The sequence below is a fragment of the Neobacillus sp. FW104-15D2 genome (assembly GCF_058790155.1).
Genome location: NZ_JBYTCJ010000023.1, coordinates 22,343 through 43,853, shown reverse-complemented (window position 1 = coordinate 43,853; position 21,511 = coordinate 22,343). Strand labels below are relative to the sequence as shown.

General features: G+C 39.8%; 18 protein-coding genes and 1 riboswitch. Of the genes, 10 read left to right on the top strand and 8 right to left on the bottom strand.

The window, feature by feature from the left end:
- Positions 1-28: 28 nt before the first annotated feature.
- From AC3WR0_RS17575 to AC3WR0_RS17560, 4 genes are all read left to right on the top strand, one after another.
- A complete protein-coding gene (locus tag AC3WR0_RS17575) occupies positions 29-1,645 on the top strand; it encodes an ABC transporter substrate-binding protein (protein ID WP_492553521.1) in 1,617 nt (538 codons plus the stop codon).
- Between the two features lie 121 nt (positions 1,646-1,766).
- Positions 1,767-2,774, top strand: a complete 1,008-nt coding sequence (locus tag AC3WR0_RS17570; protein ID WP_492553520.1) for an ABC transporter permease — start codon at positions 1,767-1,769, stop codon at positions 2,772-2,774.
- Between the two features lie 19 nt (positions 2,775-2,793).
- Entirely contained in the window at positions 2,794-3,693 is a 900-nt protein-coding gene (locus tag AC3WR0_RS17565; protein WP_492553519.1) for an ABC transporter permease, read from the top strand.
- A gap of 61 nt (positions 3,694-3,754) precedes the next feature.
- Positions 3,755-4,891: an acyltransferase family protein gene (locus tag AC3WR0_RS17560; RefSeq protein ID WP_492553518.1), complete on the top strand. Its 1,137-nt coding sequence runs from the start codon at positions 3,755-3,757 to the stop codon at positions 4,889-4,891.
- 33 nt (positions 4,892-4,924) lie between these two features.
- Here AC3WR0_RS17560 and AC3WR0_RS17555 read toward each other — a convergent pair whose 3' ends face one another.
- On the bottom strand, positions 4,925-6,067 hold the full coding sequence (locus AC3WR0_RS17555) for a HupE/UreJ family protein (RefSeq protein WP_492553561.1): 1,143 nt from the start codon (positions 6,065-6,067) through the stop codon (positions 4,925-4,927).
- Positions 6,068-6,272: 205 nt separating this feature from the next.
- Between AC3WR0_RS17555 and AC3WR0_RS17550 the strand changes: the two genes are divergently transcribed.
- The 3 genes from AC3WR0_RS17550 to AC3WR0_RS17540 all read left to right on the top strand — a co-directional run bounded on the left by AC3WR0_RS17550 (position 6,273) and on the right by AC3WR0_RS17540 (position 14,649).
- Positions 6,273-11,819 (top strand): OmpL47-type beta-barrel domain-containing protein, encoded by a 5,547-nt coding sequence (locus AC3WR0_RS17550; RefSeq protein WP_492553517.1) that lies wholly within the window; start codon positions 6,273-6,275, stop codon positions 11,817-11,819.
- A gap of 328 nt (positions 11,820-12,147) precedes the next feature.
- Positions 12,148-13,005, top strand: a complete 858-nt coding sequence (locus tag AC3WR0_RS17545) for a carbon-nitrogen hydrolase family protein (protein WP_492553516.1) — start codon at positions 12,148-12,150, stop codon at positions 13,003-13,005.
- Positions 13,006-13,220: 215 nt separating this feature from the next.
- Positions 13,221-13,329: riboswitch (SAM riboswitch) on the top strand.
- 90 nt (positions 13,330-13,419) lie between these two features.
- On the top strand, positions 13,420-14,649 hold the full coding sequence (locus AC3WR0_RS17540) for a homoserine dehydrogenase (protein ID WP_492553515.1): 1,230 nt from the start codon (positions 13,420-13,422) through the stop codon (positions 14,647-14,649).
- 21 nt (positions 14,650-14,670) lie between these two features.
- Here AC3WR0_RS17540 and AC3WR0_RS17535 read toward each other — a convergent pair whose 3' ends face one another.
- From AC3WR0_RS17535 to AC3WR0_RS17520, 4 genes are all read right to left on the bottom strand, one after another.
- Complete coding sequence (locus AC3WR0_RS17535; protein ID WP_492553560.1) at positions 14,671-15,768, bottom strand: M20 family metallopeptidase; 1,098 nt, start codon at positions 15,766-15,768, stop codon at positions 14,671-14,673.
- Positions 15,769-16,446: 678 nt separating this feature from the next.
- Positions 16,447-16,608 carry a YfhD family protein gene (locus AC3WR0_RS17530; RefSeq protein WP_492553514.1) on the bottom strand — a complete coding sequence of 54 codons (162 nt, stop codon included), beginning with the start codon at positions 16,606-16,608 and terminating at the stop codon, positions 16,447-16,449.
- Between the two features lie 137 nt (positions 16,609-16,745).
- Complete coding sequence (locus AC3WR0_RS17525; protein ID WP_081680014.1) at positions 16,746-16,871, bottom strand: YfhE family protein; 126 nt, start codon at positions 16,869-16,871, stop codon at positions 16,746-16,748.
- 73 nt (positions 16,872-16,944) lie between these two features.
- Positions 16,945-17,850, bottom strand: a complete 906-nt coding sequence (locus AC3WR0_RS17520; protein WP_492553513.1) for a TIGR01777 family oxidoreductase — start codon at positions 17,848-17,850, stop codon at positions 16,945-16,947.
- A gap of 94 nt (positions 17,851-17,944) precedes the next feature.
- Here AC3WR0_RS17520 and recX point away from each other — a divergent pair, with 94 nt between their 5' ends.
- Complete coding sequence (gene recX / locus AC3WR0_RS17515) at positions 17,945-18,757, top strand: recombination regulator RecX (protein ID WP_492553512.1); 813 nt, start codon at positions 17,945-17,947, stop codon at positions 18,755-18,757.
- Positions 18,758-18,776: 19 nt separating this feature from the next.
- Here the strand turns inward: recX and AC3WR0_RS17510 are convergent, their stop codons facing one another.
- Positions 18,777-19,445, bottom strand: a complete 669-nt coding sequence (locus tag AC3WR0_RS17510) for an SDR family NAD(P)-dependent oxidoreductase (protein ID WP_492553511.1) — start codon at positions 19,443-19,445, stop codon at positions 18,777-18,779.
- A 97-nt stretch (positions 19,446-19,542) separates the two neighbouring features.
- On the opposite strand from AC3WR0_RS17510, the gene AC3WR0_RS17505 reads away from it, so the two are divergent.
- Positions 19,543-19,866, top strand: coding sequence for a YfhH family protein (locus AC3WR0_RS17505; protein ID WP_492553510.1), 324 nt, complete (start codon positions 19,543-19,545; stop codon positions 19,864-19,866).
- Positions 19,867-19,905: 39 nt separating this feature from the next.
- Here the strand turns inward: AC3WR0_RS17505 and AC3WR0_RS17500 are convergent, their stop codons facing one another.
- Positions 19,906-20,085, bottom strand: coding sequence for a small, acid-soluble spore protein K (locus AC3WR0_RS17500; protein ID WP_027321003.1), 180 nt, complete (start codon positions 20,083-20,085; stop codon positions 19,906-19,908).
- Positions 20,086-20,219: 134 nt separating this feature from the next.
- Between AC3WR0_RS17500 and AC3WR0_RS17495 the strand changes: the two genes are divergently transcribed.
- A complete protein-coding gene (locus tag AC3WR0_RS17495) occupies positions 20,220-20,489 on the top strand; it encodes a YfhJ family protein (protein ID WP_492553509.1) in 270 nt (89 codons plus the stop codon).
- Between the two features lie 35 nt (positions 20,490-20,524).
- Here the strand turns inward: AC3WR0_RS17495 and AC3WR0_RS17490 are convergent, their stop codons facing one another.
- On the bottom strand, positions 20,525-21,508 hold the full coding sequence (locus AC3WR0_RS17490; protein ID WP_492553508.1) for a metal-dependent hydrolase: 984 nt from the start codon (positions 21,506-21,508) through the stop codon (positions 20,525-20,527).
- Between the last annotated feature and the right edge of the window lie 3 nt (positions 21,509-21,511).

Below are 21,511 nucleotides of genomic sequence, written 5' to 3'. Positions count from 1 at the left end.
TAAAGAATATGGGGGGAAAACAAAGCATATGAAAAAGACTTTAAAAGTGCTGTTGATTTCATTCTTAGCCATGAGTTTATTCCTGGTTGGATGTAACAGCAGCAAAACGAATGAAAGTGCAGGCGGGAAAACAAATAACGGTACTAGTGCCGGTCCTAAAAAGGATACTTTAGTATTTGCCCGTGGTGGAGATTCCACTTCACTAGATCCAATCACAACAACTGAAGGTGAAACCTTTAAGGTAACAGATAATATTTTTGAAAACCTTCTTTCTTATGGACCACAGGATACAACTGTTCAGCCTGGTCTTGCTGAAAAGTGGGAAGTAACTCCAGATGGACTTACTTATACATTCCATCTAAGACAGGGAGTAAAATTCCACGATGGAACAGACTTTAACGCAGATGCAGTGGTGTTTAACTTTGACCGCTGGATGACCGGCAATGCCGACAAATTCCCTTACTATACAATGTTTGGCGGATATAAGGGTGAGCCAGGACACGTGATTAAAGAAGTAAAAGCACTCGATGCGAATACAGTTCAATTTGTACTGACAAGACCACAGGCTCCATTCCTTAAAAACCTTGCAATGTCTCCTTTCGGAATCGCAAGTCCGAAAGCAGTTAAGGATGAGGGAGATAAATTCAGAGAAAAGCCGGTTGGAACTGGACCATTTAAATTTGTTGAATGGAAACAAAACGACCGTATCGTCCTTGAAAAGAATCCTGACTACTGGCAAAAAGGACTTCCTAAGCTAAATAAAGTCATTTTCCGTGTTATTCCGGAAAACACAGCACGTTTAAACGCACTTGCAAACGGAGAAGTGGACCTGATGGATGGTCTGAACAACTCTGATGAGGATTCAGTAAAAGCCAATAACAAACTTCAGGTAATTGAACGTCCGTCCATGAACGTCGGATACCTTGGTTTCACAACAAACCGCAAGCCATTTGACAACAAACTGGTTCGCCAGGCATTAAACCATGCTATTGATAAAGAATCTATTATTAAATCATTCTATAATGGCAAGGCAGAGCCTGCGAAAAATGCAATGCCGCCTTCCGTTGAAGGATATAACGATGATATTAAAGATTATGAATACGACCTTGATAAAGCTAAAGCATTATTGAAAGAAGCTGGATATGAAAAAGGATTTACAATGGACCTATGGGCAATGCCTGTAGCACGTCTGTATATGCCTGAGGCTCAAAAGGTAGCTGAGGTAATTCAGGAAAGCTTCAGCAAAATTGGTGTTAAAGCTAATATTAAATCGGTTGACTGGGCTACTTACTTAGATAAGGCAGCCAAGGGTGAATTTGATGCATATATGCTTGGCTGGACAGGGGACAATGGAGATGCTGACAACTTCCTGTACACCCTTCTTGACAAAGACAGCATTGGTGCAAATAACTACTCTTATTACAAGAACGATCAGCTTCACGACATTCTAATTAAGGCGCAAACAGAAACAGATCAGGCAAAACGTAATGAACTTTACAAGCAAGCACAGGTTATCATTCACGATGACGCTCCATGGGTACCGCTTGTACACTCCAGACCTCTATTAGCAGCAGTAAAAGACCTGTCTGGATATCTTCCTCATCCAACTGGATCTGAAGCATTGACAAACGTTGAGTTCAAATAATTTCAGCCGGAAGGGGAGCTCTGTCTCCCCTTTTGTTACTCTTAGCTTTTATAAATTAGAATAAATAGCTCTAGTTCCGGCACCCAAACGAGTGCTTAAACTTTTGAAAGAGGTGAGGGGTTTGGTTAATTACACGGTGAAACGCATTTTTTCACTTGTACCGGTTTTAATCGGGATGACCCTTGTTGTTTTTGCCATTATTCATGCCATACCGGGAAATCCCGCCCAGGTTATACTTGGACAAAGGGCAACAAAAGAGGCCATTGCCACACTGACAAGAGAACTGGGATTAAATAATCCTTGGTACATACAGTATTTTGATTACCTGAAGGCTCTGCTTCATGGAGATTTGGGAATATCAATGAGAACGAGAGGTCCAATCAATGAGGAAATTTGGCCCTACCTTGCCGCAACGCTTGAACTAACAGTGTTTGCTATGATTATTGCAGTCATTATTGGTGTAAATGCAGGCATTATAAGTGCCTGGTTTTCTAACTCCTGGTTTGATTATGCAGCAATGATTCTGGCTCTTGTAGGGGTTTCGCTTCCAATCTTCTGGCTGGGCTTGATGGGGCAGTGGGTCTTTTCTATTGAACTTGGCTGGCTTCCAACAACAGGCAGGGAAGATGTCCGGGATCCAGTAACAGCGGTAACCAATTTATATTTGATAGATACATTGCTGGCCGGAAGGTTTGATCAATTCGGGGTGGTATTTAAACATCTTATTCTTCCAAGCATGGCGCTTGCTACTATCCCTATGGCCATTATTGCAAGAATGACCCGCTCGACTATGCTCGAGGTTATGAAGTCAGACTATATCCGTACAGCGAGAGCAAAGGGTCTTAAAATGTTTTGGGTGGTTTATAAACACTCTTTGAAAAACGCCATTATTCCTGTTCTTACTATAATTGGATTGCAGACTGGACTTCTTTTAGGAGGCGCCATTCTGACTGAAACCATATTTGGATGGCCAGGAATTGGCCGGTATTTATACGATGCCATCGGCTACCGTGATTATCCAGTAATTCAGTCAGGAATTTTAATCATTGCCGGAATTTTCGTTTTGATTAACCTGATTGTTGACCTTCTATATGCATTTGTAGATCCGAGAATTAAATACACCAACTAAAAACAAGGAGGGTAAAATAGTGGCTGAATTGGCGAAAAGCACCGCTGAAATCCCCGCGGTAAAGCCTCAGGAAGAAACAGTCTCTCCCTGGAAAGAGGCATGGCAGGCATTTCGTAAAAATAGACTGGCCCTGGTGGGATTGGGCATAGTAATCTTTTTTATAATTATTGCAATTATTGCGCCGATCATTGCTCCTTTTGGATTTAAAGAACAGCAGCTTACGGAGAGACTGACGGCGCCATCTGGCAAGCATTGGTTTGGAACAGATGATTTTGGACGAGATATCTTTTCGAGAATCGTTTACGGAGCACGGATTTCATTATGGGTTGGATTATTTTCAGTATTAGCATCTGCTGTAGCAGGAACTCTTCTCGGAATTGTAGCAGGGTATTACGGTAGATGGGCTGATTCAATAATATCGAGAATGTTTGATATTATGCTGGCATTTCCAAGCATTCTGCTGGCCATTGCAGTTGTAGCAATCCTTGGCCCTTCACTGCAAAATGCCCTAGTTGCCATTGCTGTTATTAATATACCTAACTTTGGAAGGCTAGTCCGTTCTAAAGTGCTAAGTGTAAAACAAGAGGAATATATTATGTCTGCCCGGGCGGTAGGGATGAAGGATACAAGAATCCTTCTGCATCATATCCTTCCAAACAGTGTGACACCCGTTATTGTTCAGGCTACACTAGCCATTGCAACAGCTATTATTGAAGCAGCCGCATTGGGCTTTCTTGGCCTTGGTGCCCAGGCACCTACACCTGAATGGGGGAAAATGCTCTCTGATTCCAAGCAGTACCTGGTTCAGGCACCGTGGACGCTGTTCTTTCCTGGTATTGCGATTATGCTGACAGTATTAGGCTTTAATTTAATGGGTGACGGCCTGAGGGACGTATTGGATCCGAAAATGAAACAATAAAAGGGGACTCATAGGAGTCTCCCTTTTTATGGTAGTGGATATCTAAGAAAAGAGGTGTTAAATGAAAGAAGTCAAAAGACATGCAGATTTGGACTGGATTAAGGTTTTAGCGACGCTTGTGGTTTTTCTGTATCATTGCTCAATGTTCTTTAACCAGTTTGCTTGGCATGTTAAAAACAATATAGTTAACCATACTTACATATTAGCCTTTACTCTTGCGGTAAGTGCCTGGATTATGCCTGTTTTTTTCGTAATTTCAGGCAACGGCACCGTATTTTCCCTAAGAAGCAGAAGCGGGCGCAAATACTTGAAGGAGCGGTTTTCCAGACTTGGAATCCCTTTATTATTTGGAGTATTCATTCTTTCTCCTCCCCAGGTATATATTGAAAGAATTACCCACCATCAGTTTGAGGGGTCTTTTTGGAGCTTTTTCCCCCACTATTTTGATGGAGTCTACCTGGATATTGGGGGAACAGGAAATTTTGCATTTGTTGGCCTGCATCTTTGGTACCTGCTTGTACTTCTCGTTTTCTCTATTTTTACTCTTCCTTATTTTAAAAGAATGGCGGGCAGCGAGGAAAAGGGATTTAGTTTTAAACACTACTTTTTTCTCCCATTGATATTCTTTGTTACAGCAGGCTTTTTGAACTTTCTAAACCTGGGTAGCTGGGGAATCGTCAATTATTTAGTTTTATATATCTATGGGTTTATGTATTTTTCAAGGGAGTCATTTAGAGAATTTGTAAGGGGTAAAGGAACGCTGTTTGGGGTTTTGTCCTTAGGAATGACGACTCTATTTGTATCCTGGTTTATGATAGGTTTTCCGTTAGAAGGGCCTATATCATTAGGGTATACCGCTTTGCGGGTATTAAGCTGCTGGAACTCTATTCTCTTTATCTTTTACCTGGGTGATAAGTTCCTTACCTCTTCTAACTCATTTTTAAAGTATGGAAGAAAAGCCTCTATGCCACTTTATGTTGTTCATCAGCCTGTCATTGTGTTTATTGGTTATTTCATTTATAGGCTGGACTGGCCGGTTGCTGCGAAATTAATCTTTTTAATCATAACTGCGTTTATAACCATTATGCTTATCTATCAGTTTATAATTCAAAAGAGCGGAAGATTAGTAGTTTTATTCGGGATAAAAGACAGAAAGAAAGAGTTAACTACTCATTTTAATACAAACCAACAGATGTAAAAAAGCAGGACAAAGGATGTCCTGCTTTCTCATTTAAAAGAATAGTCTTTGGATAAGCCAAACGAAACCAAGTAGAAAAATTATTACGGAACCGCCGTTAATCACTTTACGGTAATTCATTCTACCCTGGAATTTCATGAGAATAGGTACTATGATAATGACAAGGAGAAGCTGAATAAGTTCAATTCCTACGTTAAAATTGACCAGGGCAACAGCTAGATGTGACTTTGGCAGCGACATTTCCCTTAGAATGGTTGCAAAACCAAGTCCGTGAATTAGTCCAAAAAAGAAGGTAACAGCCCAGCGGTACGTAATTTGCTTTCGGAAAATGTTTTCCAGCGCAACATAGCAAATACTCAAAGCAATCAATGATTCTACTATCCTTGAAGGAAGATCGGCAATTCCTAATACCGCCAAAGTAAGAGTTATACTATGGGCGATTGTAAAAGCAGTTATAGTAGTAATGTATTGCTTCAATGTCTGCCTGCGCAGAAGAAGTGCAAACAGGAATAACAAATGGTCATATCCGGTCAGAATATGCTTGGCTCCTAGAGTTAAAAAAGAACTCCAGGATGTTGTACTATTTGTTGGGGCATGAGTGTCTGCTTTTTGAGTTGTGGCTTGTCCAGGCTGCTGCTCCTGTTGATTTTCAGCTATCTGCATCGTCCACTCCCGATTTTTCCCCTGAAGTACAGCTTCACTTACCTGGCCGTCACTATTAACCTTTAAAAAGTCTGTATAGGTATCAAAGTTTCTGCTGCCTTCATAGAAAATTCCGTCCAGAAGCTTGACCGTGTCTCCAACAGAATAGGCAGGGTATTTAAACGTAAGGGTAACAAGATCCTTATCCTTTGTTTTTTCTAATTTTAAGCTCGTAATTTTCCCCGGTTGCTGTTTGCCATTAACCTCAAGAACCACACTATCCTCAACCCATTCTTGGAATCGGATTTTATTTGCCTTTAATTCTTCCTCACTTAATTTACCGTCATCATTCTTATCTCCACCGATCCCTTCAATTACCGATAAAGCATCAATGGAGTAAATCATTTCAGTATTATTCTTCGACAAATTTAACGTTGTAAACGCTGCACTAAAGGCATGGGCAAAACCAGCCTTAGGGAAAAGCAAGCATGCTAGAAGAACACATACCGCTATTTTTCTAAAGTGTTGGGTCATCAAAAATTAGCATCCTCTCTGAAAGAACCATAGATAATTTCTATTATATAAGGATGTACAGAAAGTTTGTGTAATAAATTGTTGAAAATGGGCTAATATTCCCATAATTTATTACAGAAAATCATACAAAAATCTCATACAATCTTTACATTGAGATGGTAGTTTTAATCTGTAGGAAAACTACTATATCTTTAGGGGGAGTTTGATGGGCAAAAAGCACTTTAAAAAGTGGGGGAGTCTGGGTCTTTCTGCTTTGTTGCTTGGTGGGTCGTTTTTACCAAACCTAGCAGGTCACGCAAAAGCACAGTTTGGAAGCGTTATCATCAGTGAAGTTTATGGTGGTGGCGGTAATAGTGGTGCGATTTATAAGAATGACTTCATAGAATTATACAATCCTACTGATACAGCAATAAGTATTGAAGGATGGTCTGTACAATATGCATCAGCAGCAGGGACGAGTTATCAATTAACTAAGTTGACTGGTTCTATAAAAGCACATGGTTATTATTTAGTCCAGGAGGCACCGGGGTCTGGGAATGCAGCGGCCCTTCCCAAACCAGATGTTACAGGTAGTATAAATATGTCAGGGACTGCAGGTAAGGTTGCTCTTTCAAATAAGAATACCGCACTTATCGGTGGGATAGCGGACGGAAGTGTCGTAGACTTTGTTGGTTTTGGAAGTACAGCTAGTGAAAAAGAAGGGAACGGCACAGCACCTGCTCCTTCCAATACTACGAGTGTTGAAAGAAGAGCAAATGACAGTTCTGATCCAACTGGAGAAGGAGCCGGAAAAGGCAATGGCTGGGATACAAATGACAATACAAATGATTTTGTTGTTGCAGCTCCCAATCCGCAAAATTCAAGTTCAGCTTTGGAACCAGAACTCACTAACCCCGGAACTCCATCTGATGGCGTAACTTTCCTAAAAGATGTTCGTGACAGTGACTTAACAACGGGGCAATCAAAATTATTAGGCCAAACTGTAACTGTCGAGGGAACGGCAACTGTTTCTAATAATGTGGTAGGAGCCAAGTCTTTTTATATTCAAGATGCCACTGGCGGAGTTAACATATTCGGCAGTACTCAGGATGTAAAAGCTGGTGACAAAGTAAAAGTCACTGGACAGGTAGTTCAATATAATGGTTTGACAGAGATTTCTCCTACTTCTATAGAAGTGACAGGAAAAGGCAGCGAAATATCGCCAACTGTAGTTAATAAGCTCGCAGTCTTCGGAAACTTTAATACTGCTGAGCCTCTTGAAGGAACTCTTGTTCAAATAAGAGCAAAAGCAACCGATGTACCCGTAACTTCAACAGGAAACGTTACATTAACAGACGATGCAGGGAAAACTATTCTTGTAAGGGTATCATCAGGAACGGGCATTGACTTAACTAGTACCTTTAAGAAGGATAGTTATTATACAGTTACTGGTATTGTTGGACAATACGATTCTAGTAACCCTTATACAACCGGTTATCAGGTATACCCAAGAAGTATTTCAGATGTAAATGAATATTTCGTCTTGTCTTTGGCTCATGATCCTATTACAAAGGCCTATAGAGGAACAGACGTACAATTCACTGCTAATGCATCGGGTGCTGATAGTGTAACAGTTTACTATAAAGGTAATAACGCATCTGACTACACTGCTCTTCCGATGGCAATAGACAGCAACGGAGTGTATAAAGCAATTCTTCCGGCAGCATCTCTGCCATTAGAAGGATTTTCTTACTATATCGAAGCAAAAAATCCCTCTGATGTAAAAACTGCAGGAACAGCAGGAGTGCCATATGCAGTTTCAGTGGAAAATGATGTAGAAGGACCTGCAATAACAGGTGTCCAGCCGGTAAATAATTCAATTGTAGAAACTACTACACCAGATATCAGCTTCCAAATTAGTGATCCTAGTGGAATTGATTCTTCCAAACTATCAGTTAAGGTTGATGGTCAGGAGATGGCTTCCTCAGTGAAGGTTGTGGATGGACAGGCTACACTTGAGCTTACAAATCCACTATCTGTGGGAACTCATTCAGTTGCAGTAGGAGCGGCAGATAATAAAGGAAATTCATCCAACGCTACTTGGTCCTTTAGTGTAGCCCAGCCGTTTACCGGCGGTAACCACTACAGAGGAACAACACATAACCATACGAATATTTCTCATGACGGAGCAGGTACACCTGAAGATGCTCTTAAGGCAGGGCAGGCTCATGGCTATGACTGGTTTGCATTCTCTGACCACTCCCATGATATAGATTCAACCCTTGCCGATAAGGATACGGTTGATCATAATGGCATGCCTGAACGTAAAGGTGGCGATAACTGGCAGCTTACCAAAGATCTCGCCCAAAAATATACAAAGAATGGTGATTATGTAGTCTTCCCGGCATTTGAAATGACTTCAACAACTTGGGGCCATTCCAATGTGTTTGGAACTGATAATTTTATTGACCGTAAGATGAACAGCGGTAAATATCAGGATTTAAATCAGTATTATGCCTGGGTTCTAACCTACGATAATATTGCTGCTCAGTTTAACCATCCTGATATGTCGGCAAATGCTTTTAATAACTTTATGCCATATGACCAAAGAGTGGATAAGCTCTTTACCATGCTTGAAGTAGGTAATGGTTCTGGTAACTATGCCTATGCCAATGCTGAAAAGAAATTCTACAGTGCTCTTGATCTTGGATGGCATATAGCTCCAACGTATGGTGAGGATAACCATGATGGTACATGGGGACAAACATTAAACAGAACAGTAATCGTTTCTGAAGATCTGTCACAAGCTTCCTTGCTGCACTCGATGGAAAACATGCGGGTTTACATGGAAGAGGATCCGAACTTTAAACTGGATGTTTTAGCTAATGGACAGTACATGGGTTCAGTTGTTGACAGTAAGTCCCTGACTTTTGATATCAAAGGATCAGACCCTGTTGCAGAATCAAAATCAATGCAGGGATTTGAATATCTGCCATCAACCTATAAATCAGATGACAATATTAAAAAGGTAGAACTTATTACAAATGGTTCCAAGGTTGTTGATTCAATCGAACCTGGCACTAAAGATTTCACATGGAATCCAAAGGTAACAGTAACAGGCGGACAGCAATGGTTCGTGGTAAAAGTTACCCAAAATGACGGAGAGCGCATTTACTCTTCTCCGATCTGGACGAAAGAACAGCCAGTCGATGTACGCGTAAGCGGTCTTGAAGTTGCCGGCGATGCTATCATCTCTGGAAATCCAGCTACACTTGAAGCCGGAGTGAGCAACCTTGGTAAAACTGCATTATCCAATCTAAATGTTAAGTTTTATTACGATCAAGTAAACGAAAATAACTTAATCGGGCAAAGCCCAATAGCTCAAATTGCTGCTAAAGGGGTAGCAAAAGCGAGTGTTGTCTGGAATAATCCTGTTGCGGGTCAGCATCAACTGCTGGCGGTTGTCGATACTCCAACCGATGATAACCCTGAAGACAATACTTTCTCTAAAGACATAAATATTAAACAGGCTCTCGGTATCAAGGTTATGATTGATGCAGCCCATAAAAATGAGAATACATCAACTGATCCTGGAACCTATAAGAATAACTTTAATAGCTTTACATCACTGGTTCAGCGTGAAGGTTATACTGTTTTTGAAAATAAAAATCCTCTTACAACTGATAGTTTGAAAGATGTTAAAGTATTGGTTTTAACTCATCCTCAGATTGATTTGACTGAAGATGAAAATAAAGCCGTAGCCGAATTTGTTAAAAATGGCGGCTCATTATTCCTGACAGATAAGAGTAACTTTAACAATAACACTGATATTAACAATGACTTGCTGTTTGATATTGGCTCAAGCATTCGAATTAACAATGATGGAATCAACGATGATACGAAGGAAGGCAACTTCTGGTCAGATCCGCTAAAATCGAAATTTGCAGTGCGTCTTCATTTGCACCCTGTAGCCAATTATATTACGGACAGGGCAGATACAATTGAGTACTACAGTGGCTCGAGTTTGGAGAAGGCAGGTCACGAAGCACTTACAGATAGTGATACGGTCACTATTTTGGCAAGCGGTAATGAAACTACCTACCAGGGAAGCGTAAAGTCTGGATATACCCCATATGACACTGTTTCTGATGCAACTGGTGGTTCTGCTATTCCTGCTATTGCTTCAGAAACCATTGGCAAGGGCCGAATCGTTGTATCCGGTATGAACTTCATGAACGATAAGCAGCTTGATGAATCCTTTAGTCCAAAAGGAAACGATGAAGCAGCGTTAAACGCAGTAAACTGGCTTGCAGGACGTGGAACAGTTGTTTCAGACTTGAGTGAGGCTAGAATAGGAACAGACGGTCAGCCCGTGGTAGTAGAAGGAACAGTTACAACTGGTGCGGGAACGTTCTATGATGCCTTCTATCTTCAGGATGAAACAGGCGGTATTATGGCATTCCATGATGTTCCTGAAGGATCTTTAAAGCCAGGGGACAAAGTACGTGTTTATGGTCAGCTAAAAACTTTTGAAAACAACCGAGAACTTGAGTATACCGATTTTGCAAAAGATGTTATTAAGCTGGGGCATGTGGATCCTCTTCAGCCTCAGGAAGTGACAACAGGTGCAGCAAACAATGATGAAAATCAAGGTTTACTCGTAAAGGTAACAGGTAAGGTTGTATCAAAGTATGATGAGAATTCTTACGTAATCAATGATGGATCTGGAGATATTCTAGTCTTTACCGATGGATATATTGCCACTCAAACAGGATCTGTACCTGATTTGAAGGTTGGTCAAACCCTTCAGGCTGTAGGACTGACTGGTAAATATGCAAAAGGAAACCGGATTCGTGTTAGGGATACGAAAGAGTTAGTTCGAATTGTAGACGAAGCAGCGCCTGTTACTGAAATACAGGTTGATCCTGCCGAAGCTAATGGCAGCGATGGCTGGTACAATTCGGATGTTTCCTTCAGTCTATCAGCAACAGATAATCAATCAGGAGTTCAATCTACTCAATATCGCATAAATGGCGGTGATTGGACGGATTATACTTCACCTGTTGAATTAACCTCTGACGGTACTAACAATATTGAATACCGCAGTACAGATGTAGAAGAGAATGCAGAAGCTGTTAAGTCTTATGAAGTGAAAATTGATAAAACAGCCCCTGTTACTGTACAAAAGTTGAATCCTGAAGCACCAACTGGAAATAATGGCTGGTATAACTCAAATGTAACTTTCAGCCTCAATGCTTCGGATGAAACATCTGATATTCAAACTACATTGTATAGTATTAATGGACAAGGTTGGCAGGAGTACAAAAATCCAATTGAACTGAGAACAGATGGCGAATATACAATTGAGTATAAGAGCTATGATAATGCAGGTAATATCGAAAACAGCAACTCCTTTGTAGTTAAAATTGATAAAACTGCTCCTACCCTGAAAGTGTCTGTAGATAAGCCAGTTCTTCAGGTGCCTAACCACAAGTTGATTGATATTAAGGCATCGCTGGTTTCAGATGATAATCTTTCAGGTGTCGACTCTGTTGTCCTTGAATCTATTAAGGTCAATGAAGCTTCTGCAGATCCTTCTGATATTCAAGGTGCAGACTACGGCAAAAATGATGTGAACTTCAGCCTGCGTTCTGAGCGTAATGGTACAGGAAATGGTCGAGTTTATACGATCACTTATCTTGTTACTGACAAAGCTGGAAATACGTATAAAGCCTCAGCAACAGTTACTGTTCCAAGAGGTTTAGGCAATTAAGTAAAAAAAGGAAGTGCTCCCAGATTCAGGGGGGCACTTTTTTTGAGTTATAATACTTATGAGGGTAATTTCATTTTTTACTGGAATAAAGAAATATACTGCTTTTTCTATTACTGGGGAAGAGGACTGTGAATCTAGCACACTATTTTTTCAAGTACTTCCAAATAAGCCCACTATCAAAGCTAACCACCTACGCCCTAGCTAATTGCTAGCATTTTCCTATCCAAAAGTTACACCATTATTTTTCTATTTTCTCGATTCCATTTATTTGTTAAAGTTATAAAAATGATGAATAATATATATCTAATAAAAAGTTTAGGGGGAAGAAATGAAAATTCGTGTTTCTGCAGTTCAATACCATTTGCATACTATTAAATCCTTTGAAGATTTCGCTCGTCAAAGCGAGCATTATATAAAAACCGCGCAGGAATTTGGCGCTGAATTTGTTTTATTTCCTGAGCTCTTTACTACTCAGCTTTTATCAATTGGAAACGGGCATGGCGAAAGCCTAACAATAAATGACCTACCTTCCTATACAGAGCAATACCGTACCTTATTTTCCAACTTTGCTAAAGAGACAGGAATGCATATTATTGGAGGAACCCATGTGGTTGAGAGAGCAGGGAAGCTGTACAATACGGCTCATCTATTTTATCCGGATGGGAGGATTGCTGAACAGGCCAAACTTCATATTACTCCAACAGAAGTACATGAATGGAATATGGAAACTGGCGACTCTTTTCAGATTTTCGATACTGAAAAAGGAAAAATTGCGATCCTTACTTGCTATGATATTGAGTTTCCTGAAATTGTTCGCATGGCAAAAGCAAAAGGAGCAGATATTATCTTCTGTCCATCCTGTACTGATGACCGTCATGGCTTCCACCGTGTACGCTACACAAGCCATGCCCGTGCAGTAGAAAACCAGGTTTACGTTGTTGTAACAGGTACAGTAGGACAGCTTCCAACAGTTGACTTTATGCGTGCCAACTTCGGACAGGCTGCTATTATTACACCAAACGATATCCCCTTTCCACCAAAGGGAATCTTAGTGGAAGGTGAAATGAACGACGATATGATTGTAACGGCTGATTTAGATCTTGAACTTCTATATCAAGTCCGGGAACGGGGATCCGTTACAACATGGCGTGACCGCCGAACAGATTTATATACCGACTGGAAATAAAAATAACCCTGATGTCTGCTTGTGGAAAGAGAGTGCCTCGTGACAGGCAAAAGGCGGCCTGTACCTGCGTTGATTCTTCAAAAAAGCTTTCCTTTGTGGAGTGGAAATCAGCAGGAAAGTTTAAAAGAACTTTAATTTAAAAAATTTTAAAATTATTGACAATAATTTCTTACTGACTTAATATTCTTTTATAAGACTAACGAAACTTAATAGTACTCTTATCCAGAGAGGCGGAGGGACTAGGCCCTATGAAGCCCGGCAACCTTCAGGAATTATTCCTGAAAAGGTGCTAATTCCTGCAGGCATTCGCCTGACAGATAAGAGGAGGACAATACCCTCTTCTTACGCGAAGGGGGTTTTTTCATTTTCCCCTGCAATTTTTAAAAATGAAAATTTCAAAAAGGATGTGGGAAGATGAGCGTTTTAAAAATAGCCTTGCTTGGTTTTGGTACTGTGGGTGAAGGAGTTTACAGAAGCATTCAGTCACACGGAGAACGCCTTGAAAAAGTATTAGGAAAAAAAGTAGAAATTGTGGCTATTCTGGTTAGAAATAAACAAAAGCAAAGAAGAATTTCAGGAAATATCTTAGTTACGGATAATTTTGAAGAAATTATAAACCTCCCGCATATTGATTATATAATCGAGGCAATTGTCGGAAAAGAGCCCGCCTTTACTTACCTGAAGCGAGCGGTTGAAAAGGGAAGTAATATCATTACGGCAAATAAAGAAATGTTTGCTTATCATGGCGAGGAATTATCTCTTCTTGCAGCTGATAAGGGTGTTTCTTTAGGTTATGAGGCGACTGTCGGGGGTGGAATACCTATTATCCAGACTCTCCGTCAATTATTAAAAGTAAATAATATAAAACAAATAAAAGGTATTTTAAATGGTACATCCAATTTCATTCTTACTGAAATGCGCGAAAAAAGGGAGCCGTTTGCCAGCGTGTTAAAAACAGCGCAGGAAAAAGGCTATGCTGAAGCAGATCCCGGAAATGATGTAGAAGGAACAGATGCTTTTTATAAATTAATGGTATTAAGTAAGCTAGCTTTTGGAATCCAGCCAGAATGGAAGGATGTCCATGTGGAAGGAATAACCTCCATTACTCGTGAATGGATTGAGGAAGCTGACCGGCTTCATTTGAAATTTAAACATATTGCTTCTATTGAATGGAAGGATGGTAAAGTCATTGCATCAGTACAGCCTGTTTTAGTGGGAAAAAGCAGCCCGTTTTATGATGTAGAAGGTGTAGAAAATGCAGTAAACATAGAAGCGGACCTTGTTGGCAGCCTCACCTTAAGAGGTCCTGGTGCAGGGATGTTCCCTACGGCAAGCGCAGTAATTGAAGACCTGGCCCAATCACGACATCAAACCGATAGAGAAGCGGGAATTCCTATAAGAGACTCTTCGGCACAGGACAACCAAAAGGAAGCCAATTATTGGCTACTAGATGGGGTGAAAAAGAAGGTTGTAGATCCATCTATCGAATGGCTTAAGCAACACCCGAATAACAAATGGATTATTAAATCCAGCGTAAAAGGCTTAAATCAAATTTTGGATCAAAACCCGGGAACAGAAGCTTTTCCTGTATTAGCGGGAATCGTTGAAAAAGAATCAAGTGATTTATTTACAGCTTCTTTATAAAAAATAGCACGCGACTGCGTGCTATTTTTTTGTCATTTTTTTAGGATTTTTTAGGGCTTTCAAGTCGATTGACAGAGCTAGCTCTGTCAGCATTTTTTGATAGGAATAAACCGATTCACAAATAACATATTCTTCATCTCCGTGCCAATTCGCACCACTTGGACCAAACTCAATAGCAGGAATCCCGTGTTTTGCAAAAAACACCGTATCAGCTGTCCCGTGCTGTCCAAAATAAACGGCGGGAGTATTACTGAACTTTTCAACAATAGGGCCAAGCAGCTCAATAACAGGATGATTAGAAGGAGTATTTATTGGCTCAGCAAACATATTTACAAAAACCCTTCCTTCTGTGACACTTTCAATCTGGGCTAGGATTTCTTCTTTTGTTTGAGAAGGGAGGAAACGAATATCGAAACTCATCATACATTCTTCTGGCACCTTATTGTAGGCATCCCCAGCCTGAATCTTAGCCAAATTGATGGAAGGGCACTTGTAATAGGCGGTACTTTCTTGTGCGAAGGAAAGGTTTAGAATTTGTTCATATATGTGATATGCCTTTTCAATTGCATTGATTCCTTCCCAAGGCCGGCTTCCATGTGCTGATTTTCCTTTGACCTCTATATCCAGGCGTAATACTCCCTTAGCCTGGTGGGCAATCCCCAGCTGGGTAGGCTCAGAACATATGACAAAATCGCCTAGATAATCGTTTTCAGCCAGATATCCAGAGCAGTTCATACCGCCAATTTCCTCATCGGATACAATTTGAAGCTGAATTTTAAAGTTTAAATTCTTATCTTTTAATTCTCTCATTGCGCACATCATCGCCGCTACCCCAGCCTTCATATCAGCGGAGCCTCGACCAAAAAGTTTGCCATCCATTTCAACGGGTATAAATTGGTTAGGCTTACCGGTTACAACGTCTACATGTCCGTTGAAAATAAGAGTCTGATCTCCTTTTCCAATTTCAGAAACCAGCATTTTATAACCGTTGTTTTCGATTTTTTGAACAGGAAGCTGCTGGCCTTCGAGCCACACTCCACAAAAATCAACAGCTTTATTTGCACCTTCTTTTGTAGAGCTGTCGATGGATATTAGATCTTTTAATAAATCAATGACCATCGTTCTTAAAACCTCCAGTTTAATAGTTAGAACTATAGTTTTATACCCTATTATAGCGTGATTATCCTGCAAAATGGTGAAGATAAGCCTTTTTTTTATGTTATCCACAGTTTTATCCACACTATCCACCGTTGTTAATTCAGCACTCTACATATTTACCCACATTATCCACAGGTTTTCTTTTAGTTATCCACATTTTGTTATTAACATTCTCCGATTAAATTAAACGCTGATATAATTGGCTTTTTAATAGATATCCACAATATCAACATTATCCACAACTAAGCAAAAAGTACTATTTAATTAATGCCACTATTAGTACTGTGTTCACAGTCTTTTCAAATTTCCAATATTAATATGTTAACAAACTGTGAAAGCCCTTGTTTCTAGGGATCGATCGGCGTATATTGAAAATCAAGAAGGGTAGTAAAAAGGTTTCTTGGAGAAGGCCGGGGAAAAGATCGGTAATTTTCATGCAGAGGAATTTTGAAAAACCTTTTTACGAAAGTGGCTAAGTTTTCTGCCACATTACCTCTAGAACAATTAAGTCTTTGTAACGATTTAAACGGATTCTGAGCAGTAATTGCACAACCTCTCTTCAGAATTCGATTGAATAACTTTCTTTACCCCCTTATAAAATATTTAAAGAAGCAGGGATTCCTGCTTCTCTTTTTTTACTTATTGTTTGCGTACCCGCTGGTTAGCTGCATTTGCACGCGCTTGTGCTTCCATATCAGCCTGGTCTGCAAGTTCTCTTGAAAACTCTACATCTCTGCCGTCAGACTTCATGTCTTTAGGGACTTGAGGAAGCTTTGATTTACTTCTGGAATTGTTATTCATTATATAACCCCTTTCGAGTTTTATTTCTCAAAAGCAAAAGGTAAGGAAGCAATGTTCCGTACCTTATTTTTTGCCAATATCAAGCCAGGGATAAGTGGAAATTTCTGAGATAAGTAATATCCACAAAAGGTCAAATTTTAGTGTTTAGACCTTTTTTCTTCGAAGCCACCTGCACGGTCTGCCATTTTAAAGGCTCTTTGGTAAGTAACCTCCTGCATGCTGGTTAAGGTGAACTTGGATTTTTCTTTTTTCCTTTTTTCCATTTTGAATCCTTCCCTTCAGCTTAGTTTCAACCTTACAATTTTTGCCCAAGAGAGAGGGATTGATACAAAATGTTTATGAAAAAATATTCTTTAAAGCAGAGGAAAGCTCAGTAAACTCGAAATGAAAACCTGCATCCAGCAGTTTTTCAGGTAGAACTCTTTGCCCTTCTAGGACCAGTAAACTCATTTCTCCCAATAAGACTTTCAGGGCAAACGAAGGTGCAGGCAGCCAGTGCGGCCGATGCAGTACATTGCCCACCGTTTTCCCAAACTCATTCATCGTAACGGGGTTGGGGGCTGTAAAATTAACTGGGCCAGATAGCTGTTCATTATTAATGATAAATAAAATTCCTCTTATGACATCCTTAATATGAATCCAGGACATCCATTGTTTGCCCGATCCAATTTTCCCGCCAGCAAGAAATTTATAGGGGAAAACTATTTTTGGCAAAGCACCTTCTGATTTATCCAGTATAATACCGAAGCGGCAAAATGCAGTTCTTATACCAATGCCTGCTGCCTCATTCGCCTTATGTTCCCATTCTTTAACTGTATAAGCCAGGAAATCGTTACCAGGGTCTTTCTCTTCTTCAGTAAAAGTTTTTTGGGTGGAGGTTCCATAAAAGCCAATCGCACTGGCGTTAATGAAAACGCGGGGCTTTGAATGCAGGTTTTTAATAATTCTAAGAAGCTCTTCTGTTGCATTCAGCCTGCTTTGCAAAATTCTCCTTTTTCTTTCCTCGGACCATCTGCCACTGTTAATGGATTCGCCTGCAAGATTAATGAGTACATCTATTTGTTCGAGTTCTTCCCACGGCCTGGCGTCATCTTCAAGCCAATGAACAAACTGGAGGTTCTTTTTAGGTGAAACTGTTCCTTTTCTTCTGGTTAAAATAAAAACCTTATGTCCATTATCAATCAATTCGTCAGTTAGGGCTTTACCCACAAATCCGGTACCACCCGCAATCGCTATTCTCATAACAGACCTCCCAGCAATAATATAATTTAATTTTACAGGCAAAGTGCTAAAAAAACTTCATACGATGTGCTACATTGAAGATGAGGTGAGCTGGATGGCAGTCATTACAAAGATTACTGCACAACAGAAAAATAAAGACAGATACAATATTTTTATGGATTATGGCAAGGGTGAACAATATGCATTCAGTGTTGATGAAGAGGTCCTGATTAAACACCGTCTCAAAAAAGGGATGGAAATGGATGAGCTTTCATTAATAGAGATCAATTATCAGGATGATATTAGAAAAGCATATAACCTAGCGGTCGGGTACCTGGCAGCTAGGATCCGGTCCGAAAAAGAAATTCGGGATTATTTAAACAAAAAAGATATAGAAGATCCGGTTATTAATGAAGTGCTTCATAAATTAACTGAACAAAAATATATCAATGATCTTGATTTCGCGATAGCCTATGTCAGGACGCAAATGAATACTACTGATAAAGGAGTAAAGGTAATCCAAACAGAGTTGCGGGAAAAAGGCATTAAGAATGGTTTTATTGAAACTTCACTTAATGAATATACTTTAGAGCTTCAAATAGAAAAAGCAGTGAAGCTTTGCGAAAAATATAGCAAGAAGTACACGAATGAATCAAAACGTATGCTTAACGAAAAATTAAGAAGCATGCTAATGAGAAAAGGATATACCAATGAAGTAATCCAAATTGCTGTAAGAGAATTGGAACAGGACGATTCTCTTGATGGCGAGATGGAGGCTGTTCGACACCAAGGGGAAAAAGCCAGCCGTAAATACGCTAAATTTAGCGGTTATGAATATAAGCAAAAGGTTAAACAGGCTCTTTTTAGAAAAGGCTTTTCTTTTGAATTGATAGACCGCTATTTAGACTCGGTATCAGAGGAAGATTAAAAATCATGACATAATACTGTCATGATTTTTTGCTTTCAATAATAATTGAATCATCATCCATTTTGTCTATAATTTCTTCTGCTATCTCGCTGGCTGGTCGCAGTCGGGATGGATCTTTTATATGGTCGGTATTTTCCCAGAAGGGAGTGTCCATACCCCCCATATAAACGGCAGTAAACTTGATGCCTGAGCCTTGATATTCCTTTTGAAGACTTTCCGTAAACCCTCTAACGGCAAATTTGCTTGCTGCATAAACTGATTCATTTACCTTTCCACGGAGCCCGGCTGTAGAAATAATATTAATAATATGCCCTTTATTTAGGTGGGGGAGAAGGGCCCGGGTTAAATATATGGTTCCTAAAACATTGGTTTCTATCATTTCTTTAATTTCCATACTGTTTAATTCTACAATCGGGCCAAAGTGGCCGATACCTGCATTATTTACCAGTCCATAGACGTCAAATTGTTTGCAAAGAATATTTATTTGTCTAGTTGCATTATCTTCGTTTGAAACATCTAATTCTAGAATATCCGCATTTCCGCCTGACGCTTCAATTTCTTTTTTCACCGCCATTAATTTAACGCTTTTTCTTCCTGTTAAAATTAAATGGAAACTCTTTTTAGCAAGGAGGAGAGATAGCTCTTTTCCCAATCCTGAACCGGCTCCGGTTACAATCATTGATTTCATTTAAAATAAACTCCTTATGAAAGTGATTTTCTTTATCTATGATACAAAATTAACTATACTAAAATAAATAGATGAGATAACGACAGGTGGAATGAGGATGCAGCAGGAAAAAAGATATAGTCAAATGTCCGATTATGAATTAAAGCAAGAAATTGCCAGCCTAAAGGAAAAGGCAAGAAAGGCAGAGCAGCTTGGAATGGTAAATGAATTTGCCGTGCTTGAAAGAAAAGTTCTAATGGCTCAGTCCTATTTGTTGGATCCAAATAATTTTAATGCCGGGGATATTTATGAAATTGAAGGAGATCCTGGCGTCTATTTTAAAATTGATTATTTAAATGGAGTTTTTGCTTGGGGGTTTCGTCTGGGCGGTACAAGCGAAGAAGAGGCTCTTCCGATTTCTATGCTAAAAGCTCTAAAATAAATATCAGTGGAGCCAGGCTCCACTGATGGGTAAACCTTCTTACGAAAATAATTCGTTACTTGTATCATTTTCCCGCTGATTGGAAGCACGCATACGTTCCTGAGGGTGTGTATTAATGGTACCATCAGCCCGCTTTGATGCATATTCAGCCTTGGCTCTGGGTTCGCCCTCAAACTTATTATGACTCTGATTTGGAAAATTGGATGCTTTATTTCTCATCAGATTACCTCCAGCAAAAGAAATGGGAAACCGTGAAGAGCAAAGGAGTTCCAATGCTGACCACGTGTGTTTAGTATTTGTCCGTTAAAGCAGGGTTATGTTAAAAATAATTGGTAAAGGAGTGGTGTGCTGTTATGAATGACTATCAGGAAAGACTGACAACTATTCTCCTCGAGAAGAATGAATCTTTATCTTATGGACAGGCAAGAACCTGGGTTGAACTCCTTTGGGATGATTTTGAAACAACATACGCCCGGGCAGGCAGAGAGTACAAGGGCAGCGAAATGACTGAAAAAATTGTCCGTCAGTGGATAGAACAATACGGCAGTAAGCTTCATGAATTTGCAGGTCAGAATCCTAAATACAAAAAATATTTGGACCAGAATAAAAATACAATAAATTAATAAAACAAGCGATGACGCTGCCATCGCTTGTTTTATTAACCAGGAAGAATATCGAGTTTTTTTCGGAGCTTTTCTTCACTAAATATCCATCCGGTGTAAGACGTAATAATGTTTAAATTCTTATCTAACTGGACAACAGCTACAAAAGGATAGTAACCATTACTGCGGTATCGCAAATCGATAAATCTTACTTCATAAGATGAATCATCAAATTCATCAACTTCCCAACGATAAACAGGAGAAAAAGATAAAAAGGCAGAAAGGTTTTTATCTTTCTTAGCTGCTGCGATAACAGGAGTTTCAGGTACTGGGATTCTCTTAAAGCGATCAAGAATGGTTACCTGATTATTTTTAGCGACTCCTACAAAAAATTGATCATTATTCATCGCAGCAATTCGCCATTGATGAAACTTCATTGTAGGAGCAATGATTACCTCTGTAGCATCCGGTACTATTTTCTTTAACTCTGCCATCACTTTTCGCTTGGCAATAAAGCGTGAAATATAATATAAGAGGAGGATGGCATAAATGCTCAGGAAGATAGGTCCCGGGTGGTTTCCTCCGGCCCAAATAAAAAGACCTAGAACATGAATTCCAAAAATAAATGGGTCAAAGGTATTGATGACCCCTAGAGCAACCCATTTTCTGCTAAAGGGCCTTAAGGCTTGAGTACCATAAGCATTAAAAATATCAACAAAAACGTGGATAAATACGGCTAAAAAGGTCCACATCCAAAGGTGGAGAAGATTTGCATCGGGAAAAAAAGGATATACAACCGCCAATATAGCAAGAGGCCATAGTAGAACAGCTGGAATAGAATGGGTGACTCCTCTGTGGTTTCGAATATATACTGCATTATTCTTAAGTTTAAGAATGGTATCAATGTCCGGAATCTGAGATCCGACAATGGTTCCAATCAGTACACTGCTTGCAGTTGCATGATTTGCTGTAACGGCCGGATCCAATGTAGCAAGCCCTCCTAAAGCAAGTCCCATAACAACGTGAGTTCCTGTATCCAAAAG

Bases quoted from the DNA above. Each gene is read 5' to 3' on its own strand.
- AC3WR0_RS17540 (WP_492553515.1), top strand. From the start codon at position 13,420: ATGAGCGTTTTAAAAATAGCCTTGCTTGGTTTTGGTACTGTGGGTGAA.
- AC3WR0_RS17525 (WP_081680014.1), bottom strand. From the start codon at position 16,871: ATGGAAAAAAGGAAAAAAGAAAAATCCAAGTTCACCTTAACCAGCATG.
- AC3WR0_RS17505 (WP_492553510.1), top strand. From the start codon at position 19,543: ATGCAGCAGGAAAAAAGATATAGTCAAATGTCCGATTATGAATTAAAG.
- AC3WR0_RS17500 (WP_027321003.1), bottom strand. From the start codon at position 20,085: ATGAGAAATAAAGCATCCAATTTTCCAAATCAGAGTCATAATAAGTTT.
- AC3WR0_RS17510 (WP_492553511.1), bottom strand. From the start codon at position 19,445: ATGAAATCAATGATTGTAACCGGAGCCGGTTCAGGATTGGGAAAAGAG.
- AC3WR0_RS17575 (WP_492553521.1), top strand. From the start codon at position 29: ATGAAAAAGACTTTAAAAGTGCTGTTGATTTCATTCTTAGCCATGAGT.
- AC3WR0_RS17555 (WP_492553561.1), bottom strand. From the start codon at position 6,067: ATGACCCAACACTTTAGAAAAATAGCGGTATGTGTTCTTCTAGCATGC.
- AC3WR0_RS17495 (WP_492553509.1), top strand. From the start codon at position 20,220: ATGAATGACTATCAGGAAAGACTGACAACTATTCTCCTCGAGAAGAAT.
- AC3WR0_RS17560 (WP_492553518.1), top strand. From the start codon at position 3,755: ATGAAAGAAGTCAAAAGACATGCAGATTTGGACTGGATTAAGGTTTTA.
- recX (WP_492553512.1), top strand. From the start codon at position 17,945: ATGGCAGTCATTACAAAGATTACTGCACAACAGAAAAATAAAGACAGA.
- AC3WR0_RS17520 (WP_492553513.1), bottom strand. From the start codon at position 17,850: ATGAGAATAGCGATTGCGGGTGGTACCGGATTTGTGGGTAAAGCCCTA.
- AC3WR0_RS17535 (WP_492553560.1), bottom strand. From the start codon at position 15,768: ATGGTCATTGATTTATTAAAAGATCTAATATCCATCGACAGCTCTACA.
- AC3WR0_RS17530 (WP_492553514.1), bottom strand. From the start codon at position 16,608: ATGAATAACAATTCCAGAAGTAAATCAAAGCTTCCTCAAGTCCCTAAA.
- AC3WR0_RS17545 (WP_492553516.1), top strand. From the start codon at position 12,148: ATGAAAATTCGTGTTTCTGCAGTTCAATACCATTTGCATACTATTAAA.
- AC3WR0_RS17550 (WP_492553517.1), top strand. From the start codon at position 6,273: ATGGGCAAAAAGCACTTTAAAAAGTGGGGGAGTCTGGGTCTTTCTGCT.